Source organism: Alphaproteobacteria bacterium (assembly GCA_040218575.1).
Taxonomy (GTDB): domain Bacteria; phylum Pseudomonadota; class Alphaproteobacteria; order JAVJRE01; family JAVJRE01; genus JAVJRE01.
The window spans coordinates 62,692-78,786 of sequence record JAVJRE010000003.1; the positions used below are offsets into that span (position 1 = coordinate 62,692).

Here is a 16,095-nt window from a genome sequence, read left to right on the forward strand (position 1 = left end):
CACGCACGGCGCCGGGCGTCCAGCACGAACTGGCCCGGTGAATTCACGGTTAATCTGCAATAACGGCGGAAATCCGCTAAAAACCGGCGACGGCAGTATGGCCCAGTGGGGCGGCGCCCGCCCGCAACAGGCCGTCGGCGGATTTTTCGACGAATCCGACGCGGGAGAAGTTGAGGCGGGTCGGCGCCTCTGGCAGCGGAATGACCGTGTGACCCAGCGCCACCAGCCGCTGGCGCGTGGCGTCGGCGATCCGGTCATCGACCAGCAGGCTGCGCCCCTGGCTGTGCAGGCGCGGCTCGCTGACGGCTGTTTGCAGGTCGTGGTCCAGAACCAGCCGGTTGAGGAGAGCCGCCACAACACCGGAGCCGCTACGCAGGCCGCCGGCCCCGGCGCCGGCCAGGATTCCGCCTGTCGCCTGACGGCCCGTGAGGACAGGTACGCCAAACAACGGCATCTTGCCGGGGGCGACGGCGTTGGGATGATCCGGGCGGGCGTCGAAGTTCTGCATGGAACTGTTGAGGAAGACGCCGCTTTCCGGGTCATAGATCAGCGACCCGTAGGCGCCGGTGACGCTCAAGGTGGCGGCGGCGACATTGCCGGCGCCATCGGCCACCGCCAGATGGCTGGTTCCGGGCAGGGTGGCCTTGGTGGGCGTCGGTCTGTTCGTCCGCGCAATTTTGCGCGAATAGCGCCACGGATCTCCGGCCGGTACCGGCCGCCCGATGGCCTGGTCCATGGCGATCATCGTGCTCCGCTCTCGACAATAGTCCGGGTCGAGCAAGCCGTCGTCCGGCACGGAGGCATGATCGCTGTCCCCGCCGAAGGTCAGCCCGTCGGCGAAACCGAGGGCCAGGGCTTCTCCCAGTATATGCAGGCGGGTCGCTTCATCGCCGGCCCTAAACTCAGCCAGCCGGTAGTGGATGATCGACAGGACTTCCTTGGCGATGGTGTCATCGCCGGTGACATAGGCCAGGTCGGCAAAATGCTGCGGCGTCTCGTCAAAGGTCCTGACGCGATAGGCTGAAAGATCACCCTCGGTCATGATGCCGCCGGCGGTGGTGACGGCGTGGGCCAGGGAGCGGGCCACCGGCCCGTCATAGAAGGCGCGGGCGCCTTCGCCGGCGATGCGGCGCAGGGTGCGGGCCAGCCCCGACTGGTCCATCCGGGACTGCTCCTTGAGGACCATGAAAGGCACCTCAGGCGACTTTCCACCGGGCAGCAACAGATCCGCGGCGGCGGGGAACCCGGCCAGCGTGTCGCGCAGCAGCGCGATGGCCATCGCGTCTTTCCAGTTGAAGTCATAGCCGCGTTCGGCGCAGGCAATCGCCGGCGCCATGATCGTCGGCAGTGGCAGGGTTCCCAGTTCGGCGTGCACGGCGCACAGGCCGGCGACCAGACCCGGAACGCCGACCGCCATGGCGCCCTCACAGGGCCGGGCGGGGTCCCCGAACATCCTTGCGTGGGCCGCGGCGGGGGCGCGGACCTGAAAGTCATAGGTGATAAAACGGCCGGCTTGCGCGCTCCTGGCCGATAGCCGGCCGTGACCGCCAATGCCGCACGACAGGGGTTCGACAACGCAGGCCGTAAAGCCGGCGGCGACGATGGCGTCGAACGCGTTGCCGCCCTGTTCCATTACCGTGACGGCAGCCCGGGCGGCGTCCGGATGGCCGGTGGCGGCGATGCCGTTCTCCACCTCCAGCAGGTCTCTGTGGTGATGATCGCGCGGCAGTTTCATGGATCGGTGTCCGCATAGTCTGATGGCCCGGGGGCGGGCGTGGACCGACGGCCTGTTGTCCGGCCCGTGCGCGGCATCAGCATGGACACAAGCCCACGGCCGACACAACCGACGAGGAGAAGCGTGCACGTGCTGGCGATGAGAACGAACAAAGCATCATGGCCGAATGTCTCCATGACAAGGGCGGCCGGCACCGGGCCCATGAGCAAACCTAAAGAATAGGAAAACATCAATCCGCCATTGACCGCCGTCCTGGTGTCTTCGGGAAGGTCGTCGTTAATGATGGCGGAGCCCTGCGGATAGATGGCGCTGGCCAGGCCGCCAAGCAGAACAATGCAGGTCAGAAAAAGAGCGAGGGATTCGAGCGCATACACCAGGGTCATGCTTGTGGCGGCCAGTGCGACGGAGGTCATGCACAGGGTGAAAGTGCGGCCGAGGCGGTCAGAGAGCAGGCCCAGCGGATAGGGGATCAACATTCCGCCCACCAGCAGCAGCGCCAGAACGGCCGGCGCGGCGACAGTCAGTACAGTCTGCTGGGTGACGTACACGGCCAGCATGCCGAACTGCATCCCGGTCAGGGCGCCGCCGACGACGATCACGAAAATCGGCCAGGGCCGGCGGGACAGCAACAGGGCGGCCCCCCGGATCATGCCGCGCGGCCGGCGCACCGATACGGCCGGCGGCGCAGCGAAGCGGACGGGTAGCGCCGCCAGCGTGACGATCAGGGCGAAGATCAGGAACGGAGTCATGGAGAGGGGTGAGGCGGCGGCCGTGGCCGCCATGCCGAGGACCGCGGCGAACTGGCCGGCGAGAATATACAGGCCCATGATCCGGCCGCGATGATCGTTCGCCGTCAGGCCATGCAGCCAGGTTTCGGTCAACACCGTCAGGGCCGCCGCCGCCACGCCCATGACGGCGCCGACCGCCATCCATGTGGCAATGGACGACAGAAACGGGAACAGTGCGACCACCCCGGCGATGAGCGCGCAGAACGTGGTGAAGGCCGGCCGGTAGCCAAGCCGGTGGATGATGCGGTAGGAGCCGATGGCGCCGACCAGAAGGCCGGTCATGACCGCGCTTTGTACGAGCGCCGCACTTTGCGCCGGGTGGCCCAGCAGGGTGATGCGCACGACCATCAGCGCGATTACCGGCGCGATGGTCAGTTGAATGGCTATACGGGCGGCCAGAAGATAAAGCATGGTTGCTACCCACGGCGAAAGACGACTCTCGATTCGTGCCTGACTACCCTGACATCACGCGGGCTCTGGCATCGCGTGGGAGTGACCACCGGAGCGCCCATCATGGCACATGGTGCTCCGGGCCACACAGTATAGAGCCGGAGCCGGGATGGAAGGTGAGGCGGGTCACACCGGCGGGGCCGCCGGCGACAGGTTGCGGCGCCGACCGACCAGGCCGCCGGGCGTGCGACCGGCCGGACGGACACAAGATCGCAGGTCGCTCCCCGGCTTTTCGGGAAGTGACCCTTTTCGGCCATCCGGAGTGATCCGCCGACCAGATCGATTTGGCCTGACAGCCTGTGGGCGGGCTCATGCTAGTCTCGCCGCGGAGGCCCGTATTGATCACGCTGTCGATTCATCACCAGACGTCCTACCGATACCGAACACCGCTGGCCTTCGGTCCACACCGGCTGATGCTCCGCCCCCGTGAAAGTCGCACCCTGCGTCTGATTGCCCATGATCTGGAGCTGACACCTGCCGCGACGGTCACCTGGGCGCACGACGTGGCCGGCAATGCGGTGGCCACCGCGACTTTCCAGGAGGCGTCGGACAGGCTGGTCATCGACAGCGTCGCCAGGCTCAGTCTCGGCGCCGATCAGTGGCCGGTCTTCGATATTGCCGCGTCGGCAGCCTACTATCCGTTCCTGCTCAGCGAGGACGAGATGACCGACCTTGGCGCCCTGCGGCTGCAGGGGTATCTGGATTCCTCCGGCCAGTTGCGCGACTGGGCGCAAGGGTTTGTTGCCGGGGTTCCCACCGGTACGCTGGCCCTGCTCAAGGATCTGTGTGCCGGTGTCGCCGCGCAGATTGTCTATGAGATGCGCGACGACGAAGGGGCGCAAACGCCGCTCGAAACGCTCATACGCGGTCAGGGCTCATGTCGCGACTTCGCAGTGCTGTTCGTTGACGCCGTCCGCAGCCTGGGGTTCGGCGCGCGTATCGTCTCGGGCTATCTGTACGACCCCGACCGCATGGCCGTCGGCTCCGCCGGCGCCGGCTCGACCCACGCCTGGGCGGAGGTCTATGTGCCCGGCGCCGGCTGGATCACTTTTGATCCGACCAACCGCAGCGTCGGCGGCTTCAATCTCATTCCGGTGGCCATGGCGCGCCACATACACCAGACCATGCCGGTATCCGGCAGCTATATAGGTGATCCGGATGCGTTTGACGGGATGGATGTGCAGGTGCATGTGGAGCGCTGCGAACCGCCCGATCAGGTCTGACCGGCCCGTCTTTGGGCAGGTGCGGCCCCTTGCGCCAGCCGATCCGCCGCGCGGCGACGCGGGCGACCGCGGATGCCGACGCCACCCTCAACGATAGAGCAGAACCGGAATCTTGCAGGCGCGCAGCATGTGCTCCGTGGTCGAGCCGATAATCAGGTTGCGCACGCGGGAGTGGCCATAGGCGCCCATGACCAGCAAGCCGATGTGATGATCATCCACGGCCCGGGTGATCTCCGCTTCCGCATGACCCTGGCGAAGAATCGCCTCGACCGTGTGACCGGCAGCCTGCAACCGGTGCGCGGCGGCGTCGATCTGGCGGCGGGCCGCATCCTTGTCCGGCGCCACCATCAGCAGGCGGCATGACAGGCCGTTGAACAGACGATTGCCGGCTATCTCGGCGACGGCCTTCAGGCTGCTGGTCCCGCCGTCAAAGGCAATGAGCATGCTGGTGATCGGCTGGAAGGCCCGCGCCGCCACGAAAAGCGGCCGCTGTGAGGCCCGGACCACCCGTTCCAGATTGGAGCCCAGATGCAGCCTGGCGAAGTCCGCCGCCTCGCCGCGCTTGCCGATCACCACCATGCTGGCGTCGCTTTCGGTCTCTACAACCGCGTCCACCAGATCACCGAACCGCAGACGTTCGGTAATGTCGGCAATACCGGCGGCCTGAAGGATCTGCCGCGCGCCGTCGAGCAGGGCGCGGCCCCGTTTCTGCGCCAGCTTGCTGCGCTCCGCATCGTGCTCGCTGAGTTCCTTGAGCAGCGCCGTGCGGGCCCCGAAGAACAGGCTGCCGCTGCGATCAGCGGGTGGGCTGCCGGTTTCACGCCGACCCAGGATGTGCAGCAGTTCTATTGAGGAATCCGTGCGGCCGGCAATCCACGCCGCATGATCGCAAACGCTGCGCGCGTAAACCGAACCGTCAATGAGAGCCAGAAGTTTGCTCATGTCTCTTCCCTCAATGGCCCAGCAGCTTTTCCATGGCATCCGGTTTGTCGTGAACAGCCAGCCGGTCAACGATGGTTTCACTGGCCTGGTTCATGCCGATGATTTCCACCTCAGCGCCCTCACGCCGGTATTTGAGCACGATCATGTCCAGGGCGATCACACTGGAAATGTCCCACACATGGGCGCGACTGACATCGATGATCACCTGCTCCAGCGCTTCCTTGAAATCAAAAGCGTTGGTGAAGGCCTCTGTGGAGGCAAAGAACAACTGCCCCTCCACCACATAAGTGCGCGCCGTGCCATCATCGGACAGAACCGATGTGACGCGGAATATCTGGGCGATCTTCCAGGCGAAGAAAATGCCCGACAGCAGAACCCCCACCAGCACACCGATGGCCAGGTTGTGAGTAAAGACGACGGTCGCCACCGTCGCCACCATAACGATGGAGGAACTGCGCGGATGGTGGCGCATATTGGTGATGGATGACCAGCTGAACGTGCCGACCGAAACCATGATCATGATAGCGACCAGGGCCGGCATGGGAATGCGGCTGACCCACTCGTCCATCACCAGGATCATGAACAGAAGGAAGAGCCCGGCGCAGGCGGTGGACAGGCGCCCCCGGCCGCCGGATTTCACATTGATCATTGACTGGCCGATCATGGCGCAGCCGGCCATGCCGCCGATAAAACCGGTGGCGGTGTTGGCCAGGCCCTGACCGATGCATTCGCGGTTCTTGTCGCTTGGCGTGTCGGTCAGCTCGTCGACGATGGTAGCGGTCAGCAGCGATTCCAAGAGCCCCACCGTGGCCACCGCCAGGGAGAAGGGCAGGATGATCAGAAGAGTCTCGATGGTCAGGGGGATATCGGGAATAAGAAAAACCGGCAGCGTCGCCGGCAGTTCGCCCATGTCGCCGACGGTGCGCAGGTCCAGGCCAAAGGTCATGGCCACCGTGGTCAGAACGACGATGCACACCAGCGGCGCCGGGATCGCCCGGGTAATCAGCGGAAACAGATAGATGATCAGCAGGCCGGCAATGACCATCGGATAGGTCAGCAGAGGAACGCCGATCAGCTCCGGCACCTGGGCCATGAATATGAGAATGGCCAGGGCATTGACGAATCCCGTAATCACCGAGCGCGAGACAAAACGCATGAGGGAGCCCAGGCGCAGAAAGCCGGCGGCGATCTGCAGCAGCCCGGCCAGCACCGTGGCCGCCAGCAGATATTGCAGACCATAATCCTTGACCAGCCCGATCATCAGGACGGCGGTGGCTGCCGTAGCGGCGGAAATCATGCCTGGCCGCCCGCCGGTAATGGCGACAATGACGGCGATGGAAAAAGACGCATAGAGGCCAACCTTGGGGTCGACGCCGGCGATGATCGAGAAGGCGATAGCCTCCGGAATCAGGGCCAGGGCGACGACCAGACCGGCGAGGAGGTCGCCGCGAACATTCTCGGTCCATTGGCGGCCATAGGCGCGGGCTGAGAGCATGTGGTTTCCGATGCAATGGGCAGGACGCGCGCGCGGTAATCCGCGCATGCAAAAGGCAATGGAAGCGGGGAGCGATTCAATGAAGCCGACAGTCGGTGCCGGCCCGGCACGACGCCGCTGAGAGACGGCTTCATAGCCGCCGCCGGCGGGTCGGCGCAACCGTGCCTCGCCACCGCTCGCCTGACGAATGGCGGCCCGGCGCATGGGCGCGGCGCTCCGGGCTGAGGCCCGGCGCAGGCCGGGGTCGTCCCCTCCGCCGGAGCGGCCTGCATGGCTAGCCGGCCGGTGCGCGCCATGCGCAATCGCCGCTATTGCCAGCCTGGCTTGTGGTCGCCGGCCGGCCCTGACAGGCTTGGTTGCCGGCGCGGTCGGCGGTCGGGTCGGCGCGCCAATGAGCCGCCAGTCATGGGATTCCACATTTGGCAGGTCTGGACCGGATTACCGGCGGTATTGGTCGCGCGCTTACGGAACGGTCCTTTCGGCGCTTCACCCTGGGCAACGGCATCGCCCTCATCGGCTATACCATGCAGCGTGTCGCCGTCGCCTGGCTGGCGTGGGAGCTGACCGGATCGAAATCAGCGCTGGGTCTGCTGGCCTTCGCCGAACTGGCGCCGATTCTGTTCCTGGCGCCGCTGACCGGCGCCATTGCCGACCGCATCAATCCCTTCACCCAGTTCCGCATTGCCCAGTTCCTGGTTCTGGTGCATGGCGTGGGCCTGTCCATTCTTGGCTTCACCGGCACCATCAGCATCGAATGGCTGGTGGCGTTCCAGGCCTTTATCGGCTTTGTCACCTCGTTCAGCGCGCCGGCCCGCATGTCCCTGGTGTCAGCCCTGGTCACGACCCCGAACCTGTCGGCGGCTATCGCGCTCAATGCTCTGGTCTTCAATATTTCGCTGGTGGCCGGCCCGCTGCTGATGAAGCCACTTCTGGCCGTCGGCGGCGCGCACTGGGCCTTCGTCGTCCATGCTTTTGGCTTTGCAGTGTTCAACCTGATGCTGATCGGGGTCCATCCGAAAGCGCCGGAGCGCACGGCCGGAGCGCGGCGCGGCATTCTGCGTGACGTAGCGGCCGGAATGGCCTATGCGGCGCGTCATGCGACGATCGGTCCGCTGGTCGCCCTGCTGGTGGTGACCGGGTTGTTTGCCCGGCCGATCCTGGAGTTGCTCGCGGCGGTGTCGGCGGACATGTACGGCATGGCGGCCGAGGGGTTTGCGGTCCTGTCGATCGCCATGGGGGCGGGCTCGGTGCTGGGCAATCTGTGGCTGGCCCATCGCGGCCGGCTGGATGGCCTGGCGAAGATCCAGTCGGCGGTGCTGCTGGCGATGGCCCTGTCCCTGGCCGGCCTGGCGGTGGCCCCTGTGTTTTCGGTCGGCGTGGTGTTCGTTGCCATTGTCGGCATGACCCTGGCGGCCAACGGTATCATCACCCAGACTCTGATCCAGACAACGGTGGACCCGGCCCTGCGCGGCAGGGTGCTGAGCCTGTTTGGCATGACCGTGCGTGGCGTGCCGGCGCTGGGCAGCCTGGCCGCCGGCATCGCGGCTGATGCCTTTGGCCTGCGCGCGCCGGTGATGGTCGGGGCGATTGTCGTACTGCTGGCTTTCGCCGTGTTCGCCTTGCGCAGTCGGGCGATCCAGCGCCAGGCGGAGCGGGCGGCCAGCGAGTCACGGCCGTGACAGCCATACTGTCGGTGGCGGACGTGCTGGCGGTTGCGCCGACCGCGCTATGTCATGCCCCGAGCCTGACCCGGACGCCGGACGGCCTGCTGGCGGCGTGGTTCGGTGGCACGACGGAGGGTGCGTCCGACACCGCCATCTGGACCGCCCGCCATGTGGCCGGCCGCTGGCTGGCGCCACAGATTGTTATGTCCATGGCGCGCGAGCCGTGCTGGAACCCGGTCCTGATGCGCCTGGCGGCGGATGATCTCCGCCTCTATTTCCAGGTGGGCGACAGCCCGCTGGCGTGGCGCTGCATGGTGGCGGCATCGGCTGACCACGGGGTCACATGGACGGCGGCGCGGCCGCTATCCGGTGACGCCAGCGGGCCGGTCCGCTGCCGGCCGCTGCGGCTTGAGAATGGTGATCTTCTCTCGCCGTCCAGCCGCGAACAGCATGGCTGGCAATGCCATGTGGAGCGCAGCGGCGACGGCGGCCGCACCTGGCGGCGTATTGATGTGCCCGGTTGGCCGGAGGTCGCCGCCATTCAGCCCTGCCTGCTGGATCATGGCGGGGGCGTTATACAAGTGCTCTGCCGCACACGCCAGGGACGGGTGGCCGTAAGCTGGTCACAAGATGGCGGCGCCAACTGGAGCCGGCTCCGTCTCAGCGCCCTGGCCAATCCGGACGCAGCGCTGGATGCGCTCCGCCTCACCGACGGACGCCTGCTTCTGGCGAGCAATCCACAGGCGGGCGACCGAACGCCCCTGACCGCCGCCGTATCGCATGATGGTATCGCCTGGCACACCGTGCTGACATTGGCCGACGGGCCGCGCGACCATGCCTATCCATCGCTGGCCGAGACGGATGACGGCCGGGTGCATGTGGTCTGGTCGATAGACAAGGCGCGACTGAGCCACGCGGTGATTGATCCGGCGCGGTTCTAATAGTCCTGATGGCCGCGCAGTTCGTCGTAGGGCACCATGACGTGCTGACGGTAGGCAGGGCGTGCTTGCAGGCGTTCATACCAGGCCGCCACATGAGGCAGATCGGGCCGTTGGATATCCAGGGTGAACCAGCGGTAGAGACTGGCTCCGGCCGGAATGTCGGCCAGTGAGAGATCCTCACCGAGCAGGAAGGGGCGGTTGGCCAGGATGCGGTCGAGCAGGCCGAAGTGGCGCGCCGCGCCGGCCAGCGCGCGGTTGATGACGGTCTGGTCGCGCTTGTCCGGCGGTGTGCGATAGAAGGCCCAGAAGACGCCGAGAACTTCCGGCAGGAGGGACGACTGGGCCCAATCCATCCAGCGGTCGGCCTGTGAGCGATCTGCGGCATCATCGGACCAGAACCGGCCGCCGCCGTGGCGCGCCGCAAGATAACGCAGAATCGCGTGGGACTCCCAGACGACCACGCCGTCCTCCTCGATGACGGGCACCCGCCCGTTGGGGTTCATGGCGAGAAACCCGGGCGTGTCGAGGCGGCTGACGCGGCCGCCGGCAGGAACATGGCGATGGGTCAGACCGAGTTCACCGACCAGCCACATGACCTTCTGGACATTGAGAGAACTGGCCCGGCCGTAGACCGTCAGCATGGCGTTGCCGCCCGCCGTGGCGCCGCAGGCACTTCAGTCAGTCCCTATCCGTCGGCTCGCCCGAATCGGGGCCTGAGTCGGAGTCGCCAGCATCATCGGCGGTCACCGTGTCGTCGTCGGGTCCGGCACTGGCATCCTCACGCCTGGCCGCCGCCTGCTGACGTCGCGCCTCGGCCTTGGCGGCCTTCTTGTCTTTCTTTTGCTGCTCGCGCTGACGGCGTTCGAAGTCGTAATTTGGCTTGCGGGCCATGAGCTTCCTTTCCTTGCGGGAATCCTGAGGGCGGTGATAGGGCGGCTGTGGCTTACCTGATGTCCGGCATGCTGCACGGTGATGATGCGAGTTCTGCCGGCGCATCGTCCGCCGCCGCCCTCGCCACCATCGGCCGCTGCGCCATCGGTGCGCTCTGCGGCTCTACCGGGTCCAGTGCATATTGATCGATCGACGCCAGGGCGTCGCGCTCTGCGGGCGAAGACAGGTGCGGTCCCAGATCGCGCAGCAGTCCGTCGTGAATGGCGTAGATCCAGCCATGCAGGTGCAGCGACTGGCCGCGCGCCCAGGCGTTCTCCACCAAGGGCGTCGCCGCCAGACGGCGCACCTGCATGCCGACATTGATCTCGCACAGGCGGTCGAGTAAACGCCGGCGGTCGCCCATGGCGTCAAACACCGGCCGGTGTTTGCGATAGAGCATGGACAGCGGTTGCAGCCAGTGATCCACAAGGTCACCGCGACGGTCGCTGATGGCCTGCTCGACGCCGCCGCAGCCATAGTGGCCACAGACGATAACGTGCTGCACTTTCAGGTGCTCAACCGCATATTCCAGAACCGACAGGATATTCATGTCGGCGGTGTGCACAACATTGGCGATGTTGCGGTGAACGAAGACGATGCCGGGGTCGAGGCCCAGAACGTCATTGGCCGTGATACGGCTGTCAGAGCAGCCGATCCACAGATAATCCGGGGTCTGCTGGGCTGCCAGGCGGCTGAAGAAGCCAGGGTCGTCCTGGGTCTTGCGCTCCGCCCAGGCGACATTGCGGGCGAGCAGGTGTTCGAGAGTGCGTGACATGGCAGCCTTTGTCTGGTCGGGGCGTGGCGGCTCGCATGTGGCGCCGGCAGCAACGGCCAATACTAGGCTCTTGCCCCCACTGTCGGCCAGTCACCCATCACGAGGTCACGCAATTGCCCGGTCAGAGCCGGGTAGCGGCGGCTGAGATTCCGCGACTCGCCGGGATCGCTGGCCAGATCGAAGAGCTGGTCGCGCCCGGCTTCGTGGAGAAACTTCCAGGTGCCGCGGCGCACCGCCCACTGATCATGGGTCGGCCCGGGCACGGGCCGGGCCGAGCGGTCAATGCGCCAGAGCAGGTCCCGTTCGGCGGTGTGTTCGCCAGCGAAGAGATCGTGGCCATCGGTCACGCCGTCGGCCGGCAGGTTCGCGGCGGCCAGCAGGGTCGCCGTCAGGTCCATCAGCATGACCGGCTCTGTATGGCGCTGGCCGGCCGGGATGGCAGCCGGCCAGGACAGGATCAGAGGCACCCGCAGACCGCCTTCGCGCAGGCTGGCGAAGCCACCGGAGAAGGCGCCGCTGTCGGCCAGTTCGGCGCCGCCATGGTCGCAGGTAATGGCGAGGAGGCTGTGATCGGTCAGGTCGTGGGCGCGCAGCGCCGCCTCGATGCGGCCAACACTGTGGTCGAGATGGGCGACGGCGGCCCGGTAATCAGCCGCCGACCAGCTCTGCCAGCGGTCACGGGCGGCCGGATCATCGTCGTGACCGGGCGGCGCATAGGGCGGCAGCATGGCGTTGAAGGAGAGGTAGAGAAAGAAAGGCGCCGGCGCTGCGGCGGATATGAAATCTATGGCGTCATCGGTGAAGAGGTCAGTGGTATAGCCCGGCCGATCCACCGGCAGGCCGTCAAGAAAGAGGCCGTTGCCGCCATCGCGCAGTCGGTGCGAGTAGTAATCTATGTTCCACGCATTGAAGCCGAGAAAGTGGTCGAAGCCGTGCGCATTGGGGCTGTCGTCCGCCGTATAGCCCAGGTGCCATTTGCCGGACAGACCGGTGCGAAAGCCAGCATCGGCGAAACGGCGCGGCAGTGTCGGCTGGCTTGTGGGCAGCCCCGGCTGGCCTGGCTGAATATTGCTTTCCAGGCCCAGACGGCGCGGATAGAGGCCGGTCATGAGGGCGGCACGGCTGGGGCCGCAGATCGGCGCGGCGGCATAAGCGTCCGTATAGACGGCGCCGGCGGCGGCGAGACGGGCAATATTGGGCGTCGCCGCGCCGGCACCGAACGGCGCCATGTCGCCATAGCCCATATAGTCGAAGACGATCAGGATGATATTGCGGGCGGGAGGTCTGGCCATGGTCGCCTTGATGGTATCGGGCAATCGCCCCGGAGGCCGCACTATAAGCGTGTCCGGCGCCGGGCACACGGTTGCGCTGACGGCGCATCGCTCAGACAGGGGCGCGTCCGCCCTGGTGCAGCTTGCGGACCAGTCTTCGGCGCCAGACGAAAAACGGCCACAGGGTCTGCGCCAGCCATGTGGCGGGAAAGCCCGCATCGCGCACACCAAGCGGCGGCATGGCTGTCGGCGGCATTCGCCAGGTGCCGAACAGCACGTCCCACAGCGCGAAGACGGTGGCGAAGTTGGTGCCGTGTCCGGTCATGTCGCGCACATGGTGCCAGCGGTGCATCACCGGGCTGACCAGAATCCGGCGCAGCGGCCCCCACGTCCATGGCAGATCGGCGTGGACGGCAAAGCCGTACCAGGTGCGGATTACGCCGTTGATGGCAATCACCGCCGGCGGAAACCCCACAAGGGACAGGGCCATGGCGTTGATCGCCGTGGTCGCCAGGCGGTTGAGCGGATGAAAGCGCATGAGCGTGGTGGCGGTCATGGCCGGGTCGGAATGATGGATGGCGTGGACCGGCCATAGGGCGGACAGGTGCAACAGGCGGTGGCGCCAGTAGCCGATGAAGTCGGATACGACGACACAGGCCAGCACCGCCACCCACAGCGGCCAGACGGCGAAGTCGGCGGTGTTCAGCAGGCGCAGCCCGCCGGCTGTGGTCGCCCGGTCGATCAGGTCAACCAGCAGCACCATGAGCGGCAGGACCGCCGCCAGGTCAATCAGATGATAGATCAGGTTGAGGCGAACCGCCGGCAGGGCGCGCCGGGCATCGGCCAGCAGGCGGCGTCTCTTTACCGCCAGCGCCAGCAAGGAGAAGAGAACCGCCAGCAGAGCCAGTCGGCGCGATTCCCCCACCAGCATCTGCCACGCCTGGTCGGCGATGGACGCGTCCGGCATCGGCGCTGACTCCCCTGTGGCGCTGCGTTCGCCGCCATGGTCCGTCCATACCATTGACAGGCGGTTTAGGAATCAGGGGAATCGATTCCCAATTAGGTCAAATGCCGGCGATCATCACTGTCCGTCGCCAGATTGTAGGCCGCTAGTCTTCCTGTTCCTCCGGCGCAACGATGGACGGCGTGATAAAGACGATAAGCCGGTTCTCCTTATGGGTGTGAACCGAGCCGGCGAACAGCGAGCCAAGACCGGGGACACCGCCCAGGAACGGCAGCGCCGCTCTCTCTGCGTCCTCGTCCGCCGCCAGCAGGCCGCCAATCAGCAGTGACGTGCCATTGGCGATCTGCAGGGTCGAGTTCAGGGCGAAGTCGTTCAGCAAAGGCACGTCGCTTAGCTGAGTGACGGATTCGGCATCATCCGTCACCGGTGCCAGGTCCCCTTCGAATGTAAGCGCGTTGTCCTGGTTGAGCACGGTAACGCGCGGCCGGGACAGGATATCGACGCTCTCGCGTTCCAGCGCCAGCAGCAAAGTACCGTTGCGGAACCACGCAGAGCCGATGCGCGAGGCGAGGCTCACATCGTCGGCGTCGAAGCGCGACGAAAAAAGACCGCCCAGGAGCGGCAGGCCGCTGGCGTCCACCCTGTTCTGGTCGTCCACGTCGATTCCATCGCTGACCGGTACGGACAGTGAATTCACGCCGTCGCCAAGGACCAGCCAGTTGACCCCCAGTTCACCGAGGCGGCTCGAATTGACCACCAGGAACCGGTTGTTGACGATGATCTGGTTGTCGCTGGACGAAGTGGAGTCGCCGTCTTCCACATCATCGTCGTCGGAATACTGAATGGGCGGCGGCGGGCCACCGCGGTCGCTGTCACTGGCCCGCACCATGACGGCTGGCCATGCCAGGACAAGAACAAGTACGGCCATCAGGGTGGTGCGCATGTGAGGGCTCCTTGCTTGCACGGTTGGTGGGTCATCTTAACCTGTATCCCGGGGCCTGTGTCTGCGGGCTGGACCGCAACCTTGTTGCACACGGATTTGCCGGCTGCGACCCGGCTATTAGCGGCTTTCGGCGCCGGTGGTGGCCGGCGGGCTGTCCGGCAGCGTCGTTTTGCCGCTTTGGTAGTGACCCGGCAAAGCTGCCACCCTTGGCGCGGCGGATCTGACGGGTGGGATCGTGACCGGTCATGGCCGCGCCCGCCGCAGGAAGAGCCTGGCATGACGATAATTCTGACCGGTGACGACCTGACGCCAGCCGATGTGGTGGCGGTCGCACGACATGGCGCCGCGGTCAGCCTTGGCGCGGTCGCGCGGAGCGAGATCATCCGCGTCCGCGATCATATCGAACAACACTGGATGGGTGGCGACGCACCGCCGATCTACGGCTTCAATACGGGTGTTGGCAAGCTGAAGGGATATGCCATCAGTCCCGAGGACAACCGGCAGTTCCAGATACGGCTGGTGCTGTCCCACTGCGGCGGCCTGGGCGATCCGGCACCGGTCGACGTGGTGCGCGCCATGATGCTGATCCGGGTCAACGCCTTCTGTCAGGGCGTATCGGGCCTTCGCATCGCCGTGGTGGACCGCATCGTGGAGTTGCTCAATAAGGGCGTGACGCCGGTGGTGCCGGTTCAGGGCTCGGTCGGCGCCAGCGGCGATCTGGCGCCGCTGGCCCATATGGTGGCGGCGATGATCGGCCTGCCCCAGGCCGAATGCGACTATGCCGGCCGGCGCATGGCGGCGCCCGACGCCCTGGCCGCTGCAGGCATCGCGCCGGTGCATTTCGATCTGGAGGCCAAGGACACGCTGGCCTGCGTCAACGGCAACGCGTTGAGTGCGGCCATCGCCACGCTCAATCTGCATGATGCCTGGCAACTGGTGCGTATGGCGGACATTACGGCGGCGCTGTCGCTGGAGGCGGTGCGGGGCGAACGCGCCGCCTTTGACGAACGGCTGCACCGGGTTCGCAAGCAACCGGGACAGATTGACTGCGCCGCCAACATCCGGGCGCTCGTCCGTGGCAGCGAGCGGACCAGCGACGAGGCGCGGCAGGTGCGCCTGCCCCATGACCTGATGAATCCCGAATACAAGCCGCGTGTGCAGGATGTGTATTCGCTGCGCTGCGCGCCACAGGTGCATGGGGCTGTACGCGGCAACCTGACCTATTGCCATGACGTGCTGAGCCGCGAGATCAATGCGGCGACGGACAATCCCCTGGTATTCTGGAACAGCGCCGGCGGACTCGATCCGATCTCCGGGGGCAATTTCCATTGTGAGCCGATCGCCTTCGCCAGCGATATTGCGACCCTGTCGCTGACCGAGATGGCGAACATCGCCGAGCGTCGGCTGTTCATGATCTGCGATCCGTCACTGAGCTATGGCCTGCCGCCGATGCTGGCCGGCGAGCCGGCCGGACTGAATAGCGGGTTTCCGGTGATCGCCTGTTCTGCCGCGGCGGTCACGTCGGAAATGCGGACCCTGTCCTTTCCCGCCAGCGCCGACAACATCCCGACCAAGAGCAGCCAGGAGGACCATGTGAGCATGGCCACGTGGGCGGCGCGCAAGACCGCACGAGTCCTGCCTTGTCTGGAGAAGGTGCTGGGGATCGAATATCTGATTGCCGCCCGCGCCGTGTTCATCACGGCGGACCGCCTGGGCCGTTTTCGTCTGGGCGACGGGACGACGGTAGCCTATGACGGACTGGCCCGGCAGGATGTCTTTACCGCCGACGACAGCTATATGCCGCAGCAGTCCGGCGCGGCGGTGGACGCGGTTGCCAGCCGGTCGCTGCTGCGCGACGTGGAGTCGCGTATCGGCCCGCTGCTCTGACCGGAAGCGCGGCCGGCCGGTGCGGCGACTGGCCGGGCGGCGTACGCCGTCCGGGCCGGCCGTTGCGGCGGACATGCTCTACGAATC

14 protein-coding genes are annotated in these 16,095 nt (G+C 66.1%); 4 read left to right on the forward strand and 10 right to left on the reverse strand.

The window, feature by feature from the left end:
- Positions 1-76: 76 nt before the first annotated feature.
- Both RIE31_04070 and RIE31_04075 read right to left on the reverse strand, forming a co-directional pair.
- Entirely contained in the window at positions 77-1,735 is a 1,659-nt protein-coding gene (locus RIE31_04070; protein MEQ8639771.1) for a gamma-glutamyltransferase, read from the reverse strand.
- Positions 1,732-2,934 (reverse strand): MFS transporter, encoded by a 1,203-nt coding sequence (locus RIE31_04075; GenBank protein MEQ8639772.1) that lies wholly within the window; start codon positions 2,932-2,934, stop codon positions 1,732-1,734. The genes RIE31_04070 and RIE31_04075 overlap by 4 nt, the downstream gene beginning before the upstream one ends.
- 377 nt (positions 2,935-3,311) lie before the next feature.
- On the opposite strand from RIE31_04075, the gene RIE31_04080 reads away from it, so the two are divergent.
- Positions 3,312-4,196, forward strand: coding sequence for a transglutaminase family protein (locus RIE31_04080; protein ID MEQ8639773.1), 885 nt, complete (start codon positions 3,312-3,314; stop codon positions 4,194-4,196).
- A gap of 87 nt (positions 4,197-4,283) precedes the next feature.
- Here RIE31_04080 and RIE31_04085 read toward each other — a convergent pair whose 3' ends face one another.
- Both RIE31_04085 and RIE31_04090 read right to left on the reverse strand, forming a co-directional pair.
- Positions 4,284-5,138, reverse strand: coding sequence for a universal stress protein (locus tag RIE31_04085; protein ID MEQ8639774.1), 855 nt, complete (start codon positions 5,136-5,138; stop codon positions 4,284-4,286).
- A gap of 10 nt (positions 5,139-5,148) precedes the next feature.
- A complete protein-coding gene (locus tag RIE31_04090; protein MEQ8639775.1) occupies positions 5,149-6,633 on the reverse strand; it encodes a SulP family inorganic anion transporter in 1,485 nt (494 codons plus the stop codon).
- A gap of 419 nt (positions 6,634-7,052) precedes the next feature.
- Here RIE31_04090 and RIE31_04095 point away from each other — a divergent pair, with 419 nt between their 5' ends.
- Together RIE31_04095 and RIE31_04100 are read left to right on the forward strand one after the other, a co-directional pair.
- Positions 7,053-8,312, forward strand: a complete 1,260-nt coding sequence (locus RIE31_04095; protein MEQ8639776.1) for an MFS transporter — start codon at positions 7,053-7,055, stop codon at positions 8,310-8,312.
- The gene (locus RIE31_04100; GenBank protein ID MEQ8639777.1) at positions 8,309-9,238 is read left to right on the forward strand and encodes a sialidase family protein; all 930 of its coding nucleotides are present in this window, start codon (positions 8,309-8,311) and stop codon (positions 9,236-9,238) included. The genes RIE31_04095 and RIE31_04100 overlap by 4 nt, the downstream gene beginning before the upstream one ends.
- Here the strand turns inward: RIE31_04100 and RIE31_04105 are convergent.
- The 6 genes from RIE31_04105 to RIE31_04130 form a co-directional block, all read right to left on the reverse strand.
- Positions 9,235-9,879, reverse strand: coding sequence for a glutathione S-transferase (locus RIE31_04105; GenBank protein MEQ8639778.1), 645 nt, complete (start codon positions 9,877-9,879; stop codon positions 9,235-9,237). The two genes, RIE31_04100 and RIE31_04105, sit on opposite strands and share 4 nt — an antisense overlap.
- Before the next feature lie 37 nt (positions 9,880-9,916).
- Positions 9,917-10,129 carry a hypothetical protein gene (locus RIE31_04110; protein ID MEQ8639779.1) on the reverse strand — a complete coding sequence of 71 codons (213 nt, stop codon included), beginning with the start codon at positions 10,127-10,129 and terminating at the stop codon, positions 9,917-9,919.
- A gap of 52 nt (positions 10,130-10,181) precedes the next feature.
- Positions 10,182-10,943: a carbonic anhydrase gene (locus RIE31_04115; protein ID MEQ8639780.1), complete on the reverse strand. Its 762-nt coding sequence runs from the start codon at positions 10,941-10,943 to the stop codon at positions 10,182-10,184.
- A gap of 62 nt (positions 10,944-11,005) precedes the next feature.
- Positions 11,006-12,235 carry a sulfatase-like hydrolase/transferase gene (locus tag RIE31_04120; GenBank protein MEQ8639781.1) on the reverse strand — a complete coding sequence of 410 codons (1,230 nt, stop codon included), beginning with the start codon at positions 12,233-12,235 and terminating at the stop codon, positions 11,006-11,008.
- A 91-nt stretch (positions 12,236-12,326) separates the two neighbouring features.
- Complete coding sequence (locus RIE31_04125; GenBank protein MEQ8639782.1) at positions 12,327-13,181, reverse strand: sterol desaturase family protein; 855 nt, start codon at positions 13,179-13,181, stop codon at positions 12,327-12,329.
- A 142-nt stretch (positions 13,182-13,323) separates the two neighbouring features.
- Positions 13,324-14,121, reverse strand: coding sequence for a hypothetical protein (locus RIE31_04130; GenBank protein MEQ8639783.1), 798 nt, complete (start codon positions 14,119-14,121; stop codon positions 13,324-13,326).
- Positions 14,122-14,397: 276 nt separating this feature from the next.
- On the opposite strand from RIE31_04130, the gene RIE31_04135 reads away from it, so the two are divergent.
- On the forward strand, positions 14,398-16,008 hold the full coding sequence (locus RIE31_04135) for an aromatic amino acid ammonia-lyase (GenBank protein MEQ8639784.1): 1,611 nt from the start codon (positions 14,398-14,400) through the stop codon (positions 16,006-16,008).
- Positions 16,009-16,095: the final 87 nt, after the last annotated feature.